The sequence below is a fragment of the Sphingobium sp. SCG-1 genome (assembly GCF_002953135.1).
GTDB lineage: Bacteria > Pseudomonadota > Alphaproteobacteria > Sphingomonadales > Sphingomonadaceae > Sphingobium.
In genome coordinates, this window is sequence record NZ_CP026372.1 from 2,967,673 (window position 1) to 2,987,988 (window position 20,316).

General features: G+C 58.7%; 15 protein-coding genes and 1 pseudogene. 13 read left to right on the forward strand and 3 right to left on the reverse strand.

What is annotated here, in order from left to right; translation table 11 throughout:
• The first annotated feature begins 326 nt into the window (after positions 1-326).
• The 8 genes and pseudogenes from C1T17_RS13520 (at position 327) to C1T17_RS13560 (ending at position 11,656) form a co-directional block, all read left to right on the forward strand.
• Positions 327-1,190 (forward strand): alpha/beta fold hydrolase, encoded by an 864-nt coding sequence (locus C1T17_RS13520; protein WP_223262608.1) that lies wholly within the window; start codon positions 327-329, stop codon positions 1,188-1,190.
• Between the two features lie 84 nt (positions 1,191-1,274).
• Positions 1,275-1,470 (forward strand): annotated as a pseudogene (locus tag C1T17_RS13525) (IS21 family transposase); the annotation flags it as partial.
• 621 nt (positions 1,471-2,091) lie between these two features.
• Complete coding sequence (locus tag C1T17_RS13535; protein WP_104953892.1) at positions 2,092-3,279, forward strand: MFS transporter; 1,188 nt, start codon at positions 2,092-2,094, stop codon at positions 3,277-3,279.
• 563 nt (positions 3,280-3,842) lie between these two features.
• Positions 3,843-5,207: a serine hydrolase domain-containing protein gene (locus tag C1T17_RS13540; RefSeq protein WP_104953893.1), complete on the forward strand. Its 1,365-nt coding sequence runs from the start codon at positions 3,843-3,845 to the stop codon at positions 5,205-5,207.
• Positions 5,208-5,209: 2 nt separating this feature from the next.
• Entirely contained in the window at positions 5,210-5,398 is a 189-nt protein-coding gene (locus C1T17_RS13545; protein WP_104953894.1) for a hypothetical protein, read from the forward strand.
• A gap of 412 nt (positions 5,399-5,810) precedes the next feature.
• Positions 5,811-8,663, forward strand: coding sequence for a TonB-dependent receptor (locus tag C1T17_RS13550; protein ID WP_104953895.1), 2,853 nt, complete (start codon positions 5,811-5,813; stop codon positions 8,661-8,663).
• Between the two features lie 315 nt (positions 8,664-8,978).
• Entirely contained in the window at positions 8,979-11,183 is a 2,205-nt protein-coding gene (locus C1T17_RS13555; protein ID WP_104953896.1) for a TonB-dependent receptor, read from the forward strand.
• Positions 11,184-11,287: 104 nt separating this feature from the next.
• Complete coding sequence (locus C1T17_RS13560) at positions 11,288-11,656, forward strand: VOC family protein (RefSeq protein ID WP_104953897.1); 369 nt, start codon at positions 11,288-11,290, stop codon at positions 11,654-11,656.
• 21 nt (positions 11,657-11,677) lie between these two features.
• Here C1T17_RS13560 and C1T17_RS13565 read toward each other — a convergent pair whose 3' ends face one another.
• Entirely contained in the window at positions 11,678-12,481 is an 804-nt protein-coding gene (locus C1T17_RS13565; protein ID WP_104953898.1) for an enoyl-CoA hydratase/isomerase family protein, read from the reverse strand.
• Positions 12,482-12,894: 413 nt separating this feature from the next.
• Between C1T17_RS13565 and C1T17_RS13570 the strand changes: the two genes are divergently transcribed.
• Together C1T17_RS13570 and C1T17_RS13575 are read left to right on the forward strand one after the other, a co-directional pair.
• Positions 12,895-13,812, forward strand: coding sequence for an HpcH/HpaI aldolase/citrate lyase family protein (locus tag C1T17_RS13570; protein ID WP_223262609.1), 918 nt, complete (start codon positions 12,895-12,897; stop codon positions 13,810-13,812).
• A gap of 95 nt (positions 13,813-13,907) precedes the next feature.
• Positions 13,908-15,068 carry an acetyl-CoA C-acetyltransferase gene (locus C1T17_RS13575; RefSeq protein ID WP_104953900.1) on the forward strand — a complete coding sequence of 387 codons (1,161 nt, stop codon included), beginning with the start codon at positions 13,908-13,910 and terminating at the stop codon, positions 15,066-15,068.
• Positions 15,069-15,132: 64 nt separating this feature from the next.
• On the opposite strand, the gene C1T17_RS13580 is transcribed toward C1T17_RS13575, so the two are convergent.
• Both C1T17_RS13580 and C1T17_RS13585 read right to left on the reverse strand, forming a co-directional pair.
• The gene (locus C1T17_RS13580) at positions 15,133-15,942 is read right to left on the reverse strand and encodes an IclR family transcriptional regulator (protein ID WP_104953901.1); all 810 of its coding nucleotides are present in this window, start codon (positions 15,940-15,942) and stop codon (positions 15,133-15,135) included.
• A 213-nt stretch (positions 15,943-16,155) separates the two neighbouring features.
• Complete coding sequence (locus tag C1T17_RS13585; RefSeq protein WP_104953902.1) at positions 16,156-16,980, reverse strand: crotonase/enoyl-CoA hydratase family protein; 825 nt, start codon at positions 16,978-16,980, stop codon at positions 16,156-16,158.
• A gap of 122 nt (positions 16,981-17,102) precedes the next feature.
• On the opposite strand from C1T17_RS13585, the gene C1T17_RS13590 reads away from it, so the two are divergent.
• From C1T17_RS13590 to C1T17_RS13600, 3 genes are all read left to right on the forward strand, one after another.
• Positions 17,103-18,002, forward strand: a complete 900-nt coding sequence (locus tag C1T17_RS13590) for a LysR family transcriptional regulator (protein WP_104953903.1) — start codon at positions 17,103-17,105, stop codon at positions 18,000-18,002.
• A gap of 109 nt (positions 18,003-18,111) precedes the next feature.
• Entirely contained in the window at positions 18,112-19,269 is a 1,158-nt protein-coding gene (locus C1T17_RS13595) for an acyl-CoA dehydrogenase family protein (RefSeq protein WP_104953904.1), read from the forward strand.
• Positions 19,270-19,282: 13 nt separating this feature from the next.
• Complete coding sequence (locus C1T17_RS13600) at positions 19,283-20,248, forward strand: acyl-CoA dehydrogenase (RefSeq protein ID WP_104955228.1); 966 nt, start codon at positions 19,283-19,285, stop codon at positions 20,246-20,248.
• Positions 20,249-20,316 lie beyond the last annotated feature (68 nt).

The window sequence follows — 20,316 nt, forward strand, 5'->3', positions numbered from 1 at the left end:
ATAAGGTCGCAAGGCAGCAGGGTTTCGTCAGCGCTGCGGAACAGGCCAGCTATCGCCGCACCATCGCAAGCGTAAGTCGGGCCCTTTCGTGAACGGAAGGCTCGGGAATCTACATTCCGAGCCTTCTCTTTCCTGAAGGATGATGGTGAGGTAGGAAGCTGAGATCTCAATCGCTATGGCAATATAAATACGCTGTTGCATATTGAAGATGCTGGCGCGTCAGAAGGCGACGGCCAGACTCAATTGGCGCGTAAGCAATTCGGCGCAAATGCTTCGGGCCTGTGTTCCCTATGGCAACGGTCATTCACGCACTTGGAGGAAAATAGTTGGAGGATCTCGGCCCTACCTCGCACCGCTTTATGTCACAGCGGCTTGCGTTGAATTATCTCGACTGGGGCAATCATAATGCACCCTTACTTTTCCTGATTCACGGCGGGCAGGACCATGCCCGCAACTGGGACTGGGTAGCACAAGCGCTTCGCCAGGATTGGCATGTTATCTGCCCCGATCTGCGTGGCCATGGAGACAGTGCCTGGTCGCCTGATGGCAGTTACTCAATGCCCTTCTACGTTGCCGACTTGGCACAGCTTATTCAGCAAAGTAGCGATGGCCCCGTGTCGATCGCGGCCCACTCTCTTGGTGGCGCGATTGCCCTACGCTATGCTGGCATTCATCCTGAGCGAGTCAGGAAATTGGCGGTAATCGAGGGACTGGGTATCTCGCCCCTCGACCATAAGTCCGAAGAACCAATAGCGGATCGCTGGCGGACGTGGATTGACGAACGGCGCGCGCTTAGCGCCAGAACACCCAAGCGATATGCGAAGCTCGAACAGGCTTATGCCCGCATGCACGCCGCTAACCCTCATTTATCAGCTGCCCGGGCAAAGCATCTCACCATTCATGGTGTTAGCCGCAATGAAGATGGCACCTTCAGCTGGAAGTTCGACAACTACGTGCGCGCGAGACTGCCGATGAGCATAACAGACGACGAACTTCATGAGCTTTGGCACAACGTCGACTGCCCGGTATGGCTTGTCCACGGCGCAGACAGTTGGGCGCGTCATCCTGGCAAAGACGGCCGGGCCGACTTTTTCAAACAGGCGACCGTTACCAGCTATGATCGTGCGGGGCACTGGGTGCATCATGATCGCTTCGAAAGTTTTGTCGCAGACTTACAAGCCTTTCTATGATCAACGGTTCGGCGAGATTCAGGAACCGTCGGGAAGCGCTAAATCATTGCCGATGCGTCATCAAGTTCTTGGAGTTGCTTCACCCTCACTGCTGCGACCATCGAGCTGTTCCACAAGGGGGAGAGGATCGCCGCGCACATGCGCGGATCGGGCAATGGTCGCCGCACAATGATCCCGGAGCATATGCCCTCGTCTCATCGTCGATTCGTCGACTGGACCGTAGAGCGGATCGCGCGATGCAGCCGCCATCGGGCCGTGCACGGCATTGCTGTGCGAAAAGAACCACTCGAGCCGCGCCATCTGCTCGTCGTCAGTCACCAAGGCTTGCTCGAACCAGTCTCCTCGCCGAGCCTGAAAGGCATCGCAACTCTCACATCGAGGGGCCTTGGCCCCAAGACAATTGCAGCCGCTTCCTAGTTTAACAACTCAGCGCGACCATTACAAATGCAGTAACGCTGCGCCGCGCGGCTGAACGTCGCTTATCCCATTGCTACGCCGCAATTATGCGCGATGGTGGCGGTAGGGTGGTCAGTCCAACAGGGCTGCGGGTTATTGCGCAATATACCAGAAAGGAATTGGATAGGCGGGGGCAGTTACAGCGGGAAGCGACAATATTGAGTTCGGAACGGGCAAGTTCCGACTCGTATCCGCGTAATCCCCGGTTAGTCGTGGTACCCGTTTACAACCCTGATCGATGGCTGCAGCGCGCCGAATTGCCGAGCAAGGCGGGAATAAACCACGACGCCAGATACGAAGATTAAGCCGTTCAGCAAGCGCGTCACTTCATACTTAAATAGGGCGAGGATATGGGATCTGTGGATCATCCAGAGAAGTGTATCGACGAAAAAGGGCAAGCCGACAGGTCGCGTCGCGCGCCTTTTATTTGCTGGACGTCTGAGCAATGAGCGCTTTCCCGCTTGTGGGCAGCCGGTATGCTCGTATCGGTCTTTTGGCCATTTTTTGCGGACATGCCTCCCTTTCGCTGATCTACGACGCGCTGCCCCCAATCATGGTAGAAGTGGCGGCGCATTTCGGCGGAGGCGAACGCGGAATCATCGTGGCGCAACTGGCGAGTTCGCTGCCGTATTTCGGTGTTATGCTCGCCGGTCTGCTGACCCCCGTTCCCGTCCGGTGGTGGGGCTATCGCAAGATGCTGCTGGGTAACCTGATCCTGTATGGCCTGCTTGGCTCGGCGGGCGCGGTCATCGACGATGCTTGGATTTTGCTGGTCACAAGGTTCGGTCTTGGCTTTGCTGTTGGTAGCCTCATCACTTGCTGCATGGGCTATGTCGCTTTGAAATTCGACGATGTTCATCGTACGCGGCTCGCTGGCTGGATGCTGGCATGCGGCGCAGGGTGCGGCGTGATCTTCATCCTGATTTCCGGGTTCGTGGCGGCTTCGTTCGGCTGGCGCGCGCCATTCCTGCTCCACTTCCTGATCACCGGCTTCTTCCTGTTGCCAGTCTTGTGCATGGAGGAGATCGAGCCAGCAGGTGTCGTGGAGCGAGACCCTTTCAGGCTTGTCCAGTTGAGATCTGTCTTCGCCGTCTATGCGACGGCCTTCGTCCTACAGTTTCTAGTCGGCATCTTCTTCATACAGCTGGCACTTTTGATCGGTAGCCTGCCGTTCGGCTCCCCGCAGATCGTTGGCGTCATCTTCGCTGTTGTGGGGATTTCGTCTTCGCTCGCATCCTTCAGTTATGGGCGTTGGTTCGTCCACATCCGGCCGACGGTAGTCAACGCCACCGGCTTTCTTGTAACAGCGGCTGGGATCGGACTCGGTGCTGTTGCCTGGACCCTGCCCGTGTTCATCCTCAGCGGTATTCTGTACGGCTCGGGATCCGCGATCGCGCAGGCATCGCTCTTTACCTGGGCGATGGAGAAGACCCCGCCTGCGCTACTAACCAATTCGATGGGGCTGGTTTTTACCTCGCTGTATCTTGGGATTGCGATTGGCCCCACGCTAGCAGCGCCGCTTCCCGTGATGTTGGGCGTTCGCAACACTTTCCTGGTGATCGCAGTCGGAATTGTGATCGGGTTGTGTATTAGTTGGCTTTACCGGCGGCGTGCCCGGCCGCTGAATGCATGAGGACGCGACCGCATCTGACACGCATGGTGCCTCTGGTTATTTGCAGTGGCAAGCGCATGGGTCGCGACGCGATGTCATCAATCAGCGTCGCGCAGCCATGCCGACGGTCGATCCCGTCGAACAAAGCAGCGCAAACTATTCGAACAGTTGACAGGCGATACCGGCAACCTTGGCACCGTATGCGGGCGGCACCGTCCTTCGCCGCTGCGCGCAATCTCTAGCATTTCAAGAAGGCTTGAAGATCTCGTATGGGTTGACGCGAACCGTATATTTTAAGGATAGATATTATACATGCATTGAAGTGGTCAATTACGTTGTCGACTCAAAGTACAGCGTAGAAAATAGCTGCCACCTCTTTAGGATGTTACAAACAAGCGGCGGATTACAGTTGGCCGAGGCAATAAGTCGCGGCGTCTAACCGTCATGTGCTTGTTTTTCTAAGGTCAATCGGGGACGGGGCAACGCGCCATCGTAATCATGTCTAAAAGGCCGCCATCGAGTGAGCCGGATAAGCTGCGGGCGGGCATTCTGTCGGTCCCGCATATAAAAGAGAAGAGGACCATATGAAGGGAATTACCCGCAATATCCGTTTTGGCGTTGCAATGCTCGCCTCGGCGTTATCGATCATGCCCGCGAGCATCGCTTGCGCTCAACAAGCGAACAAGCCGACGCAGTCTGGCGGCACCCGAAACCTTTCGCAGACGGTCACGCCCGAGACGGTGGGCTTTGATTCCATGCGGCTTAAGCGTCTCGATGCATTCATGAGCGCGGCTGTCGAGCAGAACCGCGCTGCCGGGATTACGACGCTGCTGGCGCGCCACGGTAAAATCGTCAGCTACAAATCGCACGGTTACAAAAATATCGAAGCGCGAACGCCGATGACAAAGGATGCGATTTTCCGCCTCGCCTCCATGACGAAGCCAGTCGCGGCGGTGGCCATGCTGATCCTGTTCGAGGAGGGGCGCTGGCAGCTGGACGATCCCGTGTCCAAGTACATCCCGGAATTTAAGAATCTGAGGGTCGTCACCAAGCTGGATCCGAACGGAAAGCCGGTTCTGGAGGATGCAAAGCACGAGCCTACGATCCGAGAACTGATGACGCATACCGGCGGTTTCAGCTACGGCTATGGTCCGACCGTTGGCGACAAGCTGGCTAGCCAGTCGCGGGTATTCGAAGTGAACGGTTCGCAGGATTTTATCAATCGTGTCGCCGGTGTGCCTTTAGCATTTCAGCCCGGTACGTCATGGACATATTCGCCAGGCCCCGAAATCCAAGGTGTCATCATCGAGCGCATGACGGGCATGACGCTCGGTCAGTTTTTGGAAGCGCGGATATTCAAGCCGCTCAAGATGAACGACACCGGTTTCTTCGTGCCTAAGGACAAGGCGAGCCGCCTCGCCACCGTCTATCAGCTGAACTATGAGAAGAAGTCGCTGACTCCGGCCGCCGCTCGCTTCGGCGCTGGTGACCCCACCGTCCCGCCCCAGTTCGAATCGGGTGGCGGTGGGCTATATTCAACGGCGATGGACTATGCGCGGTTCGCCCAGATGCTCGCCAACAAGGGCGAACTGGACGGCGTGCGCATCCTGTCGCCAGCGGCAATTGAGCTGATGGGTACTAACCTGTTACCCGAAGGCGTGTACGTAAACTCGAATGGTCAACTCGGCATCGGCTTCTTCCGTCTAGACAAGAACACCGGCTTCGGCATGAATGTTGCCCTGTCGATGGACCCGCTCCGGTCAGGCCTGCTGGAAGGCAAGGGAACGATGGTGTGGGGTGGCGCTACCACGACATGGTGGTGGTACGATCCTACCAACGATGTCACTTTCATCATGATGACGCAGTTGTTTGGTGACATGAACGATGCTTCGCTCAAGGACTCTGCGCGTACCCTGACCTACCAGGCGCTTACCAACCCCGAACGTTAAAGTTGAACTGCGCCTCGTCGAAGAATGCCGACGAGGCGCTGATCGCTGTTCGCGTAAAGATCGAATATTCCAGCGGCGCGCCTGAAGCGGGTCCCCATGTGCCAGTCGCGAGCGGAACGCTGCATAAGCTGCTGTCGGGTTTTGTGCTGGCATCGCCTTGCACGCCGTCCGTGCTGTCTCTTCGCCTGTGAAAGGTGACGACCTGTCAGCACAAGTGTGATGACTTCACGTTTAGAGCGAGCTCTCCCCAATATTACATTAGCTATGATCTGCCACCGCGCGCTGATGGGGGTATCTTAACTGGCGAAATGGGGCCTAAAATCCATGCGTGGCTTCTGGCCAAGAATTTCGACGACTTGATTGCTGAGGAAATCGAATTCCCATTTGGCATAATCGACGAGGGGATCGGTTCTTTGAGAGAGCGACGAAAATCGCGAAATGAAATCCTACGATAATGTCGATCAAAATTTAAGTTTCAAGTAATTTTACTGAATCCACATATCATCATAGATAATAACAAATATTACAATGAACTATCGGTAATACTACTATAACAATAAGCCGTCTTTATTTGAACGGCTCCATTATTTAGGGAGGGAAGTCATGAAGGTGGTAGCGAAATTATTGCTGAATTCGGCATGTGCGATCGCACTGGCGCCGGCTGCATACGCGCAGGATGCGGCGCCGGAAGCATCGTTGGAAGACATTGTAGTCACCGGGTCGCGCTTGGTCACCAATGGTAACGCAGCGGCGACGCCGGTCACCGTTCTGCCGACTCAACAGCTGTTGGAGACGAAGCCGACCTCGATTTCAGACGCGTTGAACAGCCTGCCGGCGTTCGCGGCTTCGGATTCGTCGCGCAATTTAGGCACAGCAAGTTCCAACTCGACCGGCGCGTATCTCAATCTGCGTCAATTCGGGGTCGAGCGAAACCTCATTCTGCTGGACGGCAATCGCCTGCCTCCAACGGCGCAAAGCGGCGCGGTCGATATCAATCTGATCCCGCAGCCATTAATTCGCAGTGTGGAAATCGTCACCGGCGGCGCGTCCGCCGTTTACGGTTCGGACGCGGTATCGGGCGTGATCAACTTCATCCTGGACAAGAAGTACACCGGGCTAAAGGGCACGGTACAGGCGGGCGAGACCCGTTATGGCGACAATGGCAACTGGCGCGCCAGTCTTGCCGGAGGCGCCGATATTCTTGGCGGTCGTGGGCACATACTGGGCAGCTTCGAATATTTCGACTCGAACGGCGTCGATCGCGCAGGTTTCAACAAGCGGCCGGGACCAGACCTGTCGCCAAAGCGGGTCGGCGCTGGCACAGCGACGGACCCGTTTCGAATCATTTATAACGCACGTCAGATCGACATTGTGCCGGGGGGACGTATCTCCGTGCCTAACCCGATTAATCCGTTTGCCAGTGTCAATGTGCCAGGTCTGACGGACATTTTCTTCCCGACCAACGGGGTGCCTCGACCGTTCAATTATGGTGTCGTCAACAGCGGCACGGCGAGCGGTGGCGACGGCGGCGTGCTTGACGCTGCCGGGCTGGCCGCCCCGCTGGAGCGGATCAGCGGTTTTGGGCGCTTCGATTACGACCTGTCCGATAACGTGCGTTTCTATGCGCAGGGCTCATACAATCGCACGCACACCAACTACCCTTATTCGATCCTGTTTTTCTTCCCTGGCGCAAACGTGAAGAGTGGCAATCCGTTCATTCCCGCCTCGATTCAATCCATCATGACGGCGAACAATGTCCAGTCGATCACACTGAGCAGCCTATTCACCGGCGAGGGCCGTCAGGAAGTTCGCGACGCGACCGTCAAGGCGCTGTTCGTAAAGACCGGGCTTGAAGGCGAATTGTTCGAAAACAAAGTGAAGTGGAAGCTTGATTACAGCTACGGCCGCACCTCGCAGAAGGTATATTCGATCAATAATGTCCGGGCAGACACGACGGCAGCGGCGCTCGACGCCGTTGTCGATCCGGCCAGCGGGAACATCGTATGTCAGGTCTCACTGACTGCAGCGGCGAGCCGTTTCCCCGGTTGTGTTCCGTTCAACCCGTTCGGACCGACTGCGGCAAGCTTGGCGGCGTTCGATTACATTACCGACGACACCTACTTCACACTTACCAACGCGATGCACGACATCAGCCTCCAGTTTACCGGCTCACCCTTTTCGCTTCCGGCCGGCGAGGTTCAGGTTTCCGTCAATGGCGAATATCGTGAGCTTTCGCTTAAGAATGAAAGCGTCGTGGGCACGATCAATTGCACCGGGCTTCGTGCAAGCAACAACTGTCCGCATCTTTACGGCCTGAACTACAACAGCAACATCACCGCCAGCGTTAAGGCGAGTCAGAACGTGAAGGAATTTGGCGGCGAACTGCTAATCCCGCTGCTCAAGGATACGCCGTTCTTCAAATCGCTAGAGCTGAACTTGGCAGGCCGCTACACCGACTATTCGACCAGCGGCACCGTCACCAGCTGGAAGGTCGGCGGATCGTGGGTTCCTTTCCAGGATCTGCGGGTACGTGGAACATATTCAAAGGATATTCGAGCGCCCACGCTGATCGATTTGTTCCAGCCGACAGCGACCAACTTCGCGGTATTCGACGATCTTCATACCGGCCAGACCGGCGGTGTTCCGAACTCGACGCGTGGTAACCCCAATCTGGTGCCGGAAATCGCAAAGACCCTGACCCTTGGGGCGATCTACCAGCCCAGCTGGCTTCCGCGCTTCAGCATCGCGGTAGACTTCTTCGACATCAGGATCGCAAATGCCATCACGGATGCAGGACCCGCCCTTGGATTTCAGCGTGAGTGCGAAGTTTCGAACGGGACGTCGCCATATTGCGCTAACTTTGTCCGACCGTTGCCGTTCAGCGACCGCACGATCGCCAACTATCCGATCCAGCTGATCACGCAGCGCGTAAATGCTGCAAGCCAGCGGACGCGTGGTGTGGACGTTGAAGTCAACTATCGCCTCGAAGTCCCTAGCCCATTCTCCAATGCGCCGGGCGAATTGGCAATCCGCGCGCTGGGTACCTACCAGCCCGTTCTGCAGACCCGGACCGTCTCAGTGGTCCCTGCCACGGAACAGGCCGGCGTCGCCGGCTTGTCAAAGGTGCGGGTAAATCTGCTGCTCAACTATTCGGCGGATCGGTTCAACCTGACGTGGACGCAACGCTGGCAGTCCAAACAGCAGCCGAGCGATCGTCGGGTAAATTTCGACCAGCGGAAGGACATTCCGGCGTTCACCTATAGCGACCTCTCGCTATCCTATCGGTTGAACGTCGGTAAAGCGAATGTGGTGCCGTTTTTCACGGTTGAAAACCTGTTCGACAAAAAGCCGCCGATCACCGGCTATGAGGCGGGCGTTGGCCTCGGCTTCCCGTCGCCTAACGGCTTCGACGTCCTGGGGCGTCGTATCACTGCGGGTCTAAGGTTCGACCTGTAGACATGGTATCGAACTCCGGGCGCATGTGCGCCCGGAGCTCTTTGGCGGCGAGAAGCCAAGAACAAGCGTCCAACATAAACCAGAACGCGAAGTTCGCCATCGGTGAGCGTAGTCAGCAGTTTGCTGCTAAGCGATCTTGCCACCGCGCGTCACGGCGGCCTGCCAACAAGTACAAATGTAATACCTCCGCGCACATCTTGTCCGCCCTCCCCACGCGACGCTATTAGCGACGACGAGTATGCAACGCACAGAATATTGCTGTATTAAATCAACAATAACAATGGTTGAATCAGCAGTATTTTGAAGGAGAGCGATTTGAGACACAAGATTTCCACGACCTTCGGTTCCATTGCGGTAGCGATGGTCATCCCCAACATTGCCTATTCGCAGCAAACCGATACTGCAGATATATCAAGTTCTTCTGGTGTCCCCGAAATCGTGGTGACTGCGCAGAAACGTTCGGAGAGTATTCAGAAGGTTCCCGCGACCATTACGGCGCTCAATTCGGAAGCGCTTGAAACGCGACAGGTCAATGACGTGGCCGCACTGCAATCGCAGGTTCCTGGACTTGTGGTCGGCGAGACGTTCGGCGCAACGCTGATTTCGCTGCGTGGGATCAGCACCGGAGTCACATCCGGCGCCGAGGATCCATCGGTTGCAACGCATATCAACGGCGTCTACCAGCCACGGTCGCGTACTATCGATTCTGCTTTGGTAGATCTGGAGCGTGTGGAAGTCCTATCGGGACCGCAAGGCACGCTATATGGTCGCAATGCAACCGCTGGCGTCATCAATTACGTTCTGAAGCGTCCCTCGAGTAGCTTCCAAGGAGAAGTGACCGGCAGCTTGGGCAATTACGAAACGCGCGGCATCAAAGGCCGGGTATCGGGTCCGCTATCAGACAATGTTCGCCTGCTCGCATCGGGCGTCTTTGAAAATCGCGATAAGGGGTTCACGCGGAACCTTCTCGCAGGAGCGCCACAATCGCGCTTGCAGACCAGCCGGGTTGCCGGTGGGCGGGCTGCGCTCGACATCGATCTGACCGGCGGCGCCAAGATCGAACTGGATGCCATCTACCTGGATAGCGAAAGCACGCCGACCACGCTTGCTTTCGGTCCATCGCAGGAGTCCTTTATCCAAGCGGCCCTGAACCCGCAGTCTTTCAAGCCGTTCAACGTCTATTCCAATTACAGGGCACTGGATCATACGAAATATCTCCAGCTCATTGGTGCCATTGATATTCCGCTGTCCGACGACGTCAGCTTGAAGTCGATCACGGGATATCAGCGTTTCCGCAATCATCTGCGAATTGATGGCGACGCCAGCGCCACGTTGGTCGTCGAAAGCGATGCGCGTTTCCGCAGCAACACCTTCAGCCAAGAAATCAACCTCAACGCGTCGTCGTTTGACGGTCGGCTTAAATCGATATTCGGCGCCTTTTACTACAACGACAAGTTTAACCACCGGGGCGACTCGCCCTTCAATCTGGCGTTTTTTGGCAACCAGCTTTTCGTTTTCTCGGTTGAAGGCCCGATCAAGGGAGAATCCTACTCCGCCTTCACCGATCACACATTTTCCGTGACCGACCGCCTCCGCTTGCAGGGGGGCATAAGATTCAACCATGACAAGAAGTCGGCGGCGACCAACATTCTGTTCAGCGGCGTCGATGTTTGCCCCGCCCCCCCCGCGTCGCGGTCATGGGATAGCTGGACCCCCCGCCTCGGCGTCCAGTATGACGTAACCGACAGTTCCATGTTGTACGCGCAATATACCAAAGGATTCAAAGCGGGCGGGTTCGCGGCGTCCAGCTGCATGGATGAGTTCGAGCCGGAGAAGATCAGCGGCGTTGAAGTAGGCTTGAAGGCGAGGCTATTTGACAACCGCGTCCGCTTCAACATTGCCGGATACAGCTACCGCATCAACGACCTCCAGGTGCAGAAGGTCGTCGATGCCGGATCGCTGCTTGTGGAAAATGCGGCGCGAGCAAAGGTATATGGTGTCGAAGCGTCTCTTACCGCGCAGTTGGCGGATCATCTTCGCCTCGACGCGTCCGGAATCATCCAGTCCGCAAAATATGCCGAGTTCTTCAATTGTAACGAGAAGCTGTTCATTGGCGCCTGTGGCGCTTCTGATCCGCGGTCACAGGCCGATCGTTTGTCGGATGCGTCGGGCAACCGGCTCAACCGCGCGCCGCCCTACACAGCCAATGTCGGGGTGGAGTATGATATGCCGCTAAACAACGGCGGCAAGATCGTCCTTCGCGGCGAGTCCATGTTCAGCGGTCGAGTCGACTATAACGAATTCCCGGTGCCCGGATCACAGCAGAAAGCGTACAGTCTCCAGAACGCGTTCCTGTCCTACACCAGTCCGAACGACCGGTATGTTCTGAGAGCCTTCGTCAAAAATATCGGCGATAAGGCCTATAAGAGCGGTTATCTGTTTTTCTCCGCTATCCGTCAGGATACCGGGCAGTACGCGCCACCACGCACCTATGGGGCGGAAGCAACGCTGAAATTCTGATCGTCACTTCATCAGCCCCTTCCGTTGCCTGCGCTTCGGGAGGGGCATTTTTATGATAGATGTTTTGAGAAGTTTTTCGTTCGATCAACCAGGAGCCAGAAACGATGATCGGTTACGTTACATTAGGAACCAATGACCTGCCGCGAGCCGTGGCCTTTTACGACAAGCTGATGTCCGAGCTTGGCGCCGCGCGCATGATCGAAATGGAAACCGCCATCGTATGGGGCATCGATGGCGTGTGGCCGGGGCTGAGCATCACCAAGCCCTTCAACAAGGAGCCAGCGACGGTCGGCAATGGCGTGATGGTCGGTTTGCAGGCCAAAGATCCCGAGCAGGTCCAGCGGATTTACGACATTGCACTGGCCAATGGCGGGACGAACGAAGGCCCGCCGGGACCACGTGTCGAAGGGTTTTATGCCGCCTACTTCCGCGATCCCGACGGGAACAAGCTCAACGCTTTCGTAATGGGCTGAGGGGTAGCCCACTTGCCGTGATCATGCCTCGCGCCGTCCGGTGAAAACCGCGCGGCGTTTGGCCAGAAATGCTTCGACCCCTTCGCGGAAATCCGCCTCCGTCACGCACTGGCCGATGGCCATGACCTCGCGGTCGAGTTGCTGCGCCAGGTTGACGCTCCCGCTGCCGTTGATCAGCGCCTTGGTTCGCGCGGCAGCCAGTGGCGCGGTAGCGGCGAACGAACGGACCAGCGCCGACAAGGAGGGACCAATATCGTCAGCCGCGTAAACCTCGTCGATGATGCCCAACGCCTTCGCTTGCTCCGCGTCCAGCATCGCGCCCGTGAAGGCCAGTTGCCGCGCCTTCTTGGCACCGACCACGCGGGGCAGATAATATGTCAAGGACAGGTCGAGCGGCAAACCGACGCGTGTCTGCGCGAAAATCAGGGCCGCATCCTGCGCCGCGAGGACATAATCGGACGCCAGCAGGAAACTCAATCCCGCGCCCGCCGCCGCGCCGCGCACCAGCGAAATGACCGGTATCGTCAATGCTTCGAGACTAAGAAAGCATGCGCCGTTTCCGCCGACGCGGGCCTCGAAGAACGCCTGTCGTTCGGCCGAGGGCAATTGTAGGGTCTCAGCATAGACGACCAGATCGCCGCCCGCGCTAAAATGGCCGCCTTCTCCCTGAAGCACGAGATAGCGCACATCCGTATCGTCCCGGATCGCATCCAGAAAATGGCGCATGTCCAGCAGCATGGCCGGGTTGAGCGCATTGCGCGCTTCTGGACGATTAAACGTCACGAAGGCACCGCCATCGCGTTTTTCAAGGAGGATTTCGCTCATGTCTGGTCCTGTCCATGTTCTGGAGCGGAGACCGTCCGACTGCGTCGGTCTGGCCGCACCAGAGCTTTGCTTTATGGCGATTTCAAAGGCAGCAGATGATATCTTCTGCCCAGGAACCACCGTAGGTCGACCAAAGTGACACCCATATTCGTGTAAAGACAATATGGGAGGATGTCGGGCAGGCAGTCATTACATGTGAATTGTCGTCGGAACTTCATAAAGAAACCGCCGGTGCGGAAGGATCGAAGCGGGCAGTAGTTCCGGTGATATTCCCCTTGTAATGTCTCTACCCCGATGCCGTAATGCACGGTGAAAATTGCGTTCGGGCACCGTATCATTGCGGAGTTACGTGCAGACTCCGGCTTGCTTCAATTGCCTGGTCTCACCAGTCAGAACGAATGTGGGGACCAACATTGAGTACTTATATCCGACCCGCCCGCTTGCGCCGTGTGCAGCTGTCCGTACCGGGCAGCAGCGAGAAGATGCTAGCCAAGGCCGCAGCCTCAAACGCCGACCATGTGTTTTGCGACCTCGAAGACGCGGTCGCGCCGTCGGCCAAGGTCGGCGCACGCGATCTGATCGCCAATGCGTTGAACACCCTGGATTGGGGCCGCAAGACGCGGTGCGTGCGCATCAACGATGTCACGACGCCCTGGTGCCACGACGACATCATCACGCTGGTTGAGAAGGCCGGCCGCAATATCGACACGATCATGCTCACCAAGCCGCGCAACGCCAGCGACGTGATGTTCCTGCACCATATGCTGAGCCAGTTGGAACAGAAGCTGAAGCTGGAGCGCAGCATCGGCATCGAAGTGCTGATCGAAGAGGTCGAGGCTTTGCAGAACGTCGAGGAAATCGCAGCCTGCACGGATCGCATGGAATGTCTGATCTTCGGCATGGGCGACTATTCTGCGTCCCAGGGGATCGACACGCGGGCCATCGGCGAAGGCGGCGCGTATCCAGGCGACATTTTCCACTATGCGCGTTTCCGCGTGACCATGGCGGCGCGCGCCGTGGGGATCGATGCGGTCGATGGACCATTTGGCAATTTCCGCAACGAACTGGCCTATCGCGAACAGGCGATCCAGGCGCGCTCGCTGGGAATGGTCGGCAAATGGGCCATTCATCCCGCGCAGATCGACTGGGCGCTCGATGCCTTCACCCCGGCGCCGGAAGCAGTTGCTCATGCCCGCAAGCTGGAAGCCGCTTACCGGGAGGCGGAAGCGCAGGGCTTGGGCGCGGCGCAGGTGGACGGCGCGATGATTGACGCCGCCACCGTGCGGCTGGTGCGCAACACGCTGGTCAAGGCGGACCTAATCGGAATGTGACCGGACGCCACTGGGTCACTTGGCCGCGCCACGGCGCGGGAGCCCCCGCATTCCGACAGATAAATTCGACGCGTGACGTCAAAGAGGAGAGATATATGGCCGACGCCTATATAGTTGATGCATTCAGGACCGCCGGCGGACGTCGTCGCGGACGTCTGGCCGGTGTCCACCCCGCGCTACTGGCTGCGGCGACGCTGGACGCGCTGGTCGATCGCACGAAGATCGATCCATCGGCGATCGAGGATGTCATCATGGGCTGCGTGACACAGGCAGGCGAGCAGGCGCTGAACATCGGCCGCCATGCAATATTGGAATCACGCCTGCCGCTGAGCGTGCCGGCTGTCACGATCGATCGCCAGTGCGGATCGTCACAGCAGGCTCTCCAGTTCGCCGCGCAGGCGGTGATGTCTGGAACGCAGGACGTAGTCGTGGCGGCGGGTGTGGAAAGCATGAGTCGCGCAGCCTTGGGCCTGAGCCTGCCCCCGGAAGCCGGGAACCCACGCACGGCGGCGGTTCTCGACAAGTTTGGCATCGCGCGCTTTAGCCAGTTCGAGGGCGCGGAAATGATCGCCACCAAATGGGGCTTCACCCGCGAACAGATGGACGCCTTCGGGTTGGAGAGCCATCGGCGTGCCGTCGCCGCGACGCAAGCCGGTGCATTCGACGATGAAATCATTCCTATCGAAGTCACTCTGCCGGATGGCACGACCGAAATGCATGTGCGCGACGAAGGCATTCGATATGACTCAACGCTTCAATCGATGGCCAGCCTGCAACCGTTGGCGCCGGGAGGCGCGTTAACGGCGGCCACTTCAAGTCAGATTTGCGATGGTTCCAGCGCCGCGCTGATCGTGTCCGAACGCGCACTGAAGGAGCATGGGCTGGTTCCTTCCGCACGGATCGTGAACCTGACCATCACCGGCGGCGACCCGGTGATTATGCTGGAGGAACCGCTGTTCGCGACGGAAAAGGCCCTCAAGCGTGCAGGGTTGAGCATCGGCGACATCGATCTGTACGAGATCAACGAGGCCTTCGCTTCGGTGCCGATGGCGTGGCTGCAACATCACAAGGCCGATCCAGAGCGGCTGAACGTGAACGGCGGGGCCATCGCCCTGGGCCATCCGCTGGGAGCGAGCGGCACGAAGCTGATGGCGACGCTCATCCACGCTTTGGCTGCGCGTGGCAAACGCTACGGCTTGCAGGCCATGTGCGAAGGCGGCGGCATGGCCAATGTCACGATCGTGGAACGGCTCTGATGCCGCGGTGCGATGCTCTCCTTGCCGAATACCGGCAGGGAAGCGTCGCGATCGCCTCCGTAGGTCACTTCGCCGGATCGTTCCCCTCTTGGCTCGACGCGACCATTTCAGACGCTTGACGAAAATCCTCGTCCGCTGACAATGCGGCGGAGAATTTCTTCAGCTCGTGCAGTATCAGCGCCTTCTTGCTGGTCATACGTTCGATCTGGCCGCCGACCGCAACGGCGATCGGTGATTGGCCGAGCAATGGTTGAATCGGCATGGCGATCACCGCGATCCCGTCCTGCACATCGCCGCTCGTTTCAGCATAGCCATTCCTGCGCACGTCCACCATTTCGGCGACGATCTGATGCGGGCTCACCTTGTTTCGGGGGTCCGTGGCCTCGTCATTTGCGCGGTGGACCAGACTGCGCACCATGTCATCCGGCTTCAGGCTCAGCAGCGCCTTTCCTATAGCAGATGTCGCAAGCGGGCGGGCCATGCGTGCCTGGACATCGAACCGTTGGGGTGTCTCGGCCTTGATGAACAAGATGTACTGAACATGCGCTCCGTTCTGAATGCCGATGAATGTCGTTTCCTGCACCGCGTTGAACAGATTATCCAGCCTCCATTCCAGCTGGCGATCCTGCACATAGGTCTGATGGATCCAACTGCCGATCAGCGCAATCCTTATGGTCGGCGTATAGGTCCGGGCATAGCGGTCCTGATCCAGATAGCCCAGCGCGACAAGATTCTGCACCAGCATGGTGATACTGGGTTGTGGCACGTTCAGGAACCGTGCGATTTCCCCCACCGTTAGCGGCTTTTGTTTCGCCGAAAACAGTTCGAACAGCGCCAGCGTTCGCTCTGCCGACTTTATGGAACGCAACGCCATGGATACCGCCTTGTTCTTATTGCAGTGCCTGATCCGCCAGCTGATCGATACTATCGCGTCTTACCGATGTATCGGTTCGTCCAGCGCCTCTCCTTATCTCCCGCGCAGGTCCATATGCACCCATCGCTGGAGATCATGACATATGTAATGCAGTGCTTCAGAAAGTAAAGCGCTTCAACCTGGAGCATGGCAGCACGCCACTGCAAGGTGACCCTACCGATCCTGAAACGCAGGCGGCCGTTTTTCCAGAAATGCGGCCACGGCCTCTTCATGATCATAGGTGTGGTGCGCAATCGCCTGATAGGCGGCGGACAATTCCAACAGCGGCGCCAATTTCATATCCTGCCCCTCGCGCAACAAACGCTTGGCGAGGCGGGTGGCATGACCCGGATTTGCGGCTATCGACGCGGCAACGGCCAATGCGCGCGGCAGCACATCCTGCGGCGGAACGACTTCGCCGACCAGCCCATAGTCCAGCGCCTTGGCCGCGTCGATCGTGTCGCCCGTCAGCGTCATCAAGGTGGCGCGCGCCATCCCGATGATGCGGGGCAGTAGCCATGCTCCACCATCGCCCGGAACGATCCCGAGTTTCACGAAGCTTTCGGCAAACAGCGCGGACGACGACGCGATGCGGACATCGCACATACATGCAAGATCAAGGCCCGCGCCGATCGCCGGTCCATTGACGGCCGCGATGACGGGCACTTCCAGTTCATAGAGCGCCGCCGGAATGCGCTGAATGCCGGTGCGATAGGCGTTGCGCAGCGTCTGTGGCGATCCTTCGAACATGCCCTTTTTCTCAAGCATATGCTTTACGTTGCCGCCGGCGCAGAAGGCCGACCCCGCGCCCGTCAGAACAATGGCGCGCACCGAACCGTCGCGCGTCATTTGCGCGCAAAAGTCGGCTATCTCATCGCTGTGCGCCGTTTCGGCGATCGCGTTTCGAACGTCGGGCCTGTTCAGCGTGGCGATAACCACGGGGCCATCTCTCTCGATGAGCAGGAAGGGCGTTTCGGTCACTGGAATATCCTCTGCCATGATGCCTGTCTGTCGGCGCGGGAGACGCGTCTACATAGTGGTTTTATACGACCAAAACGGTAGTACCGTTGTCCGCGTTCCTCTAATATTGAATCTCCGCTCACCGATAGGTTTTCGATATCATGGATCTTCGCCAGCTTCGTTATTTCATCGCCGTGGCGGAGACCCGGAATTTCCATCGGGCGGCCGAACGCATGAACGTGTCTCAGCCCCCGATTACCGTTGCGATCCGCAGGCTGGAAAGCGAATTAGGCCAGACGCTGTTCCTGCGGGAGCCACGAGGCGTGACCCTGACTCCCGCGGGGCAGGCAGCCCTGCCCTATGCACGCGAGGCGATCATCGCGGCCGACCAATTGAAGGGCGTTGTCCGTGATGGCGCTTCGGGACTGCGGGGAAGGTTAAGACTAGGTATCATCGGCTCGGCGACCCATGATCTACTGCCGCGCGTCGTCCCGAACTTTTGCAAGGCATTTCCGAACGTCCAGCTCGAATTGGAAGAAATGACCAGCGTCGATATCGTCCAAGCCCTTGGCAACCAGTTGATCGACGTCGGCTTCATCCGCTTGCCTGTGATCGACACGGCATCCGTCCAGATCAACATTATTGAACGCGACGAGTTGGTCATCGTGCTGCCCGCTACAGATCCGCTTGCCGGCCGGAAGCGCATGGCCCTGGCGCAATTGGCCGACCGGCCGTTCGTCCTGTTCAACGCGATCAGCATTTTGAACGCCATCACACATATCGCCTGTCAACGCGCTGGCTTTTCCCCGCACATCCAGCAGCATGCCACGCAGGTTCATACGGTATTGAGCCTGGTCGAAGCCGGCCTTGGCGTTGCGTTGATCCCCGGACGCAGCGCCCGCTTCATCAGCGATCGCCTGCGTATCATCCGCCTGTCGGAGCCGATCCCGATCGAACTGGGCATCGCGTTTCCGCCGGACGCAAGCCCGCTCGCTCGCAATTTCGTCACGACCGCGCTACAGGTCTGCGATAGTCAAATGCAATCGCATACTGCCGATTAAATATTTGAATCGTGTTCCGGGCTGGACCATTCTCGTCGCTACCAAATTCGGATTAAAGACATGGCATGCGTGCCAGGCACCGTCATGGTCGAGAGGAGAATAATCCAGCGTGTTCGATACATTCGCCATCGCATCCTTGCCAGAGGCAGACGAGTCGCTTCGGTCCGCCGTGCGTGACATAATCGTCCGCTGCGCCAAGGGTATGCCAACCGACCAGCGTGCCCGATCATGGCAAGGTTTCAGTGCCGAATTCAGCCGGATGCTGGGAGCGGAGGGCTTTCTGGGACTGACACTGCCCGAACAATATGGCGGGAGGGATCGCGGCCCGTTTTCGCGCTTCGTGGTCGTCGAGGAGCTGCTGTGCGCCGGGGCGCCGGTTGCGGCACACTGGATGGCCGATCGGCAGAGCGCGCCGCTGATCCTCAATTATGGCACCGAAACACAACGGCAATTCTACATTCCGCGCATATGCCGGGGCGAAGCCCTGTTCTGCATCGGCATGAGCGAACCCGGTGCGGGGTCAGACCTGGCCGGCGTGCGCACCCGGGCAGAACGGCGCGATGGTGGATGGCTGCTGAACGGGCAGAAGATATGGACCACCCATGCGGTTCATTCCGATTATATGATCGCGCTGGTCCGCACTTCCGGCACCTCGGCCGATCGCCAGGGTGGCCTGTCGCAGCTGATCGTGGACCTGAAGGCGCCCGGCGTCACCGTGCGCCCGATCACGGACCTGACCGGCGACGCGCATTTTTCCGAGGTGTTCTTCGACAATGTAGAGTTGGGCGAGGATGCGCTGATCGGCAACGAGGGCGAGGGCTGGAAACAGGTAACCGCCGAACTCGCTTTCGAACGTTCCGGCCCGGAGCGGATATATTCGAGCGTGGTGCTGCTCGATGCCTGGATACGGCATGTGCAATCATCCCGGCAGATTGCCGCGCGCGCCGATGTGTCGCCGCTGGTTGGCCGTATCACAGCGGAATTTGCCACGTTGCGTGCCATGTCGATCGCCTGCACGGCCCGGCTCGCCGCCGGGGAAAGCCCCGTGCTGGAGGCCAGCATCGTTAAGGATCGCGGCACGAGCTTCGAACAGTTGCTTCCGATCGTCATTGGCGATGACCTGGCCGCACATCCCGACGAAGCGGTGAGCGACGAACTCTATCGCACCTTGCTGTACGTGACGCATATCGCGCCCAGTTTCAGCCTGCGCGGTGGAACGCGCGAAATACTGCGTGGCATCATCGCCCGTGGCATGGGCCTGCGTTAAGAAGGGAATGACCATGGATATGATCGAACTGCTCGAACCCTTCCAGCGCATGCTGGACGCCATCGCGACACCATCGGAGGTCCGCGCGGTCGAAGAGGGCGGCGACGCTGGCCCCATGTGGCAGGAGTTTGCCGAGTCTGGCTTCATGGACGCGCTGGTGGCGGAGGAACATGGCGGTGCCGGGCTGACGCTCGCCGATATCGAGCCATTATTGCAGGCGATCGGGGCGCAGCCCGTGCCCCTGCCCGTCGCCGAGACGATGGTCGCGCGGGCGTTGCTGGCCAATGCTGGCATCGATCGGCCCGACGGCCCGATCCTGATGGTGACGGGGTCCGCCCTGCCCGTGCCCTGTGCCGCCGCAGCCAGCCATGCGCTGGTGGATGATGGAGAACAGCTGCACCTTTCCCCGATGGAGGCGCTCTCGCCCGTGACGACCGGCGCCTATCACTCTCTGTCCATGCGACTGACCGACACCCCTTCGGGAGAGAAGCTTGCCCGTCCCGCCGGCGGTCTGCGCGCGATCGCGGCGGTCCTGCGCGCGGCGCTGATCGCGGGCGCGGCGGAACGACTGACGCAGATGTCCACCCAGTTCGCGAACGAGCGGGTTCAGTTCGGGAAGCCTATCGGTCGCCAGCAAGCGGTGCAGCATATGCTGGCGGTCATGGGCGAGGATATGATCGCCTGCCGAATAGCCGCGCAACTCGGCCTGTCGAAGGGGCTGGACGTACCCATGCCCGTCGCGGCGGCGGCAAAGATCACCACATCGGCGGCGGTGCCGCGCATTGCCGCGACGGCGCATGCGGTCCACGGCGCAATCGGCATCAGCGAAGAGTATGACCTTCAGCTGCTGACCCGCCGCCTGCATGAATGGCGGCTGGCGGACGGGTCCGAAGGATATTGGGAGGCACTGCTTGGCGCGGCGCGCTTGGCCTCACCCGATCCGACGGTTGATTGGGTAAGGACGGAGATCTTCGCCTGAGGCGCGTCATCCGTCCATTTCCCAGCAACCGCTGCCTTCGCCCAGCCCTGCCTTTATGGGAAAGGGCT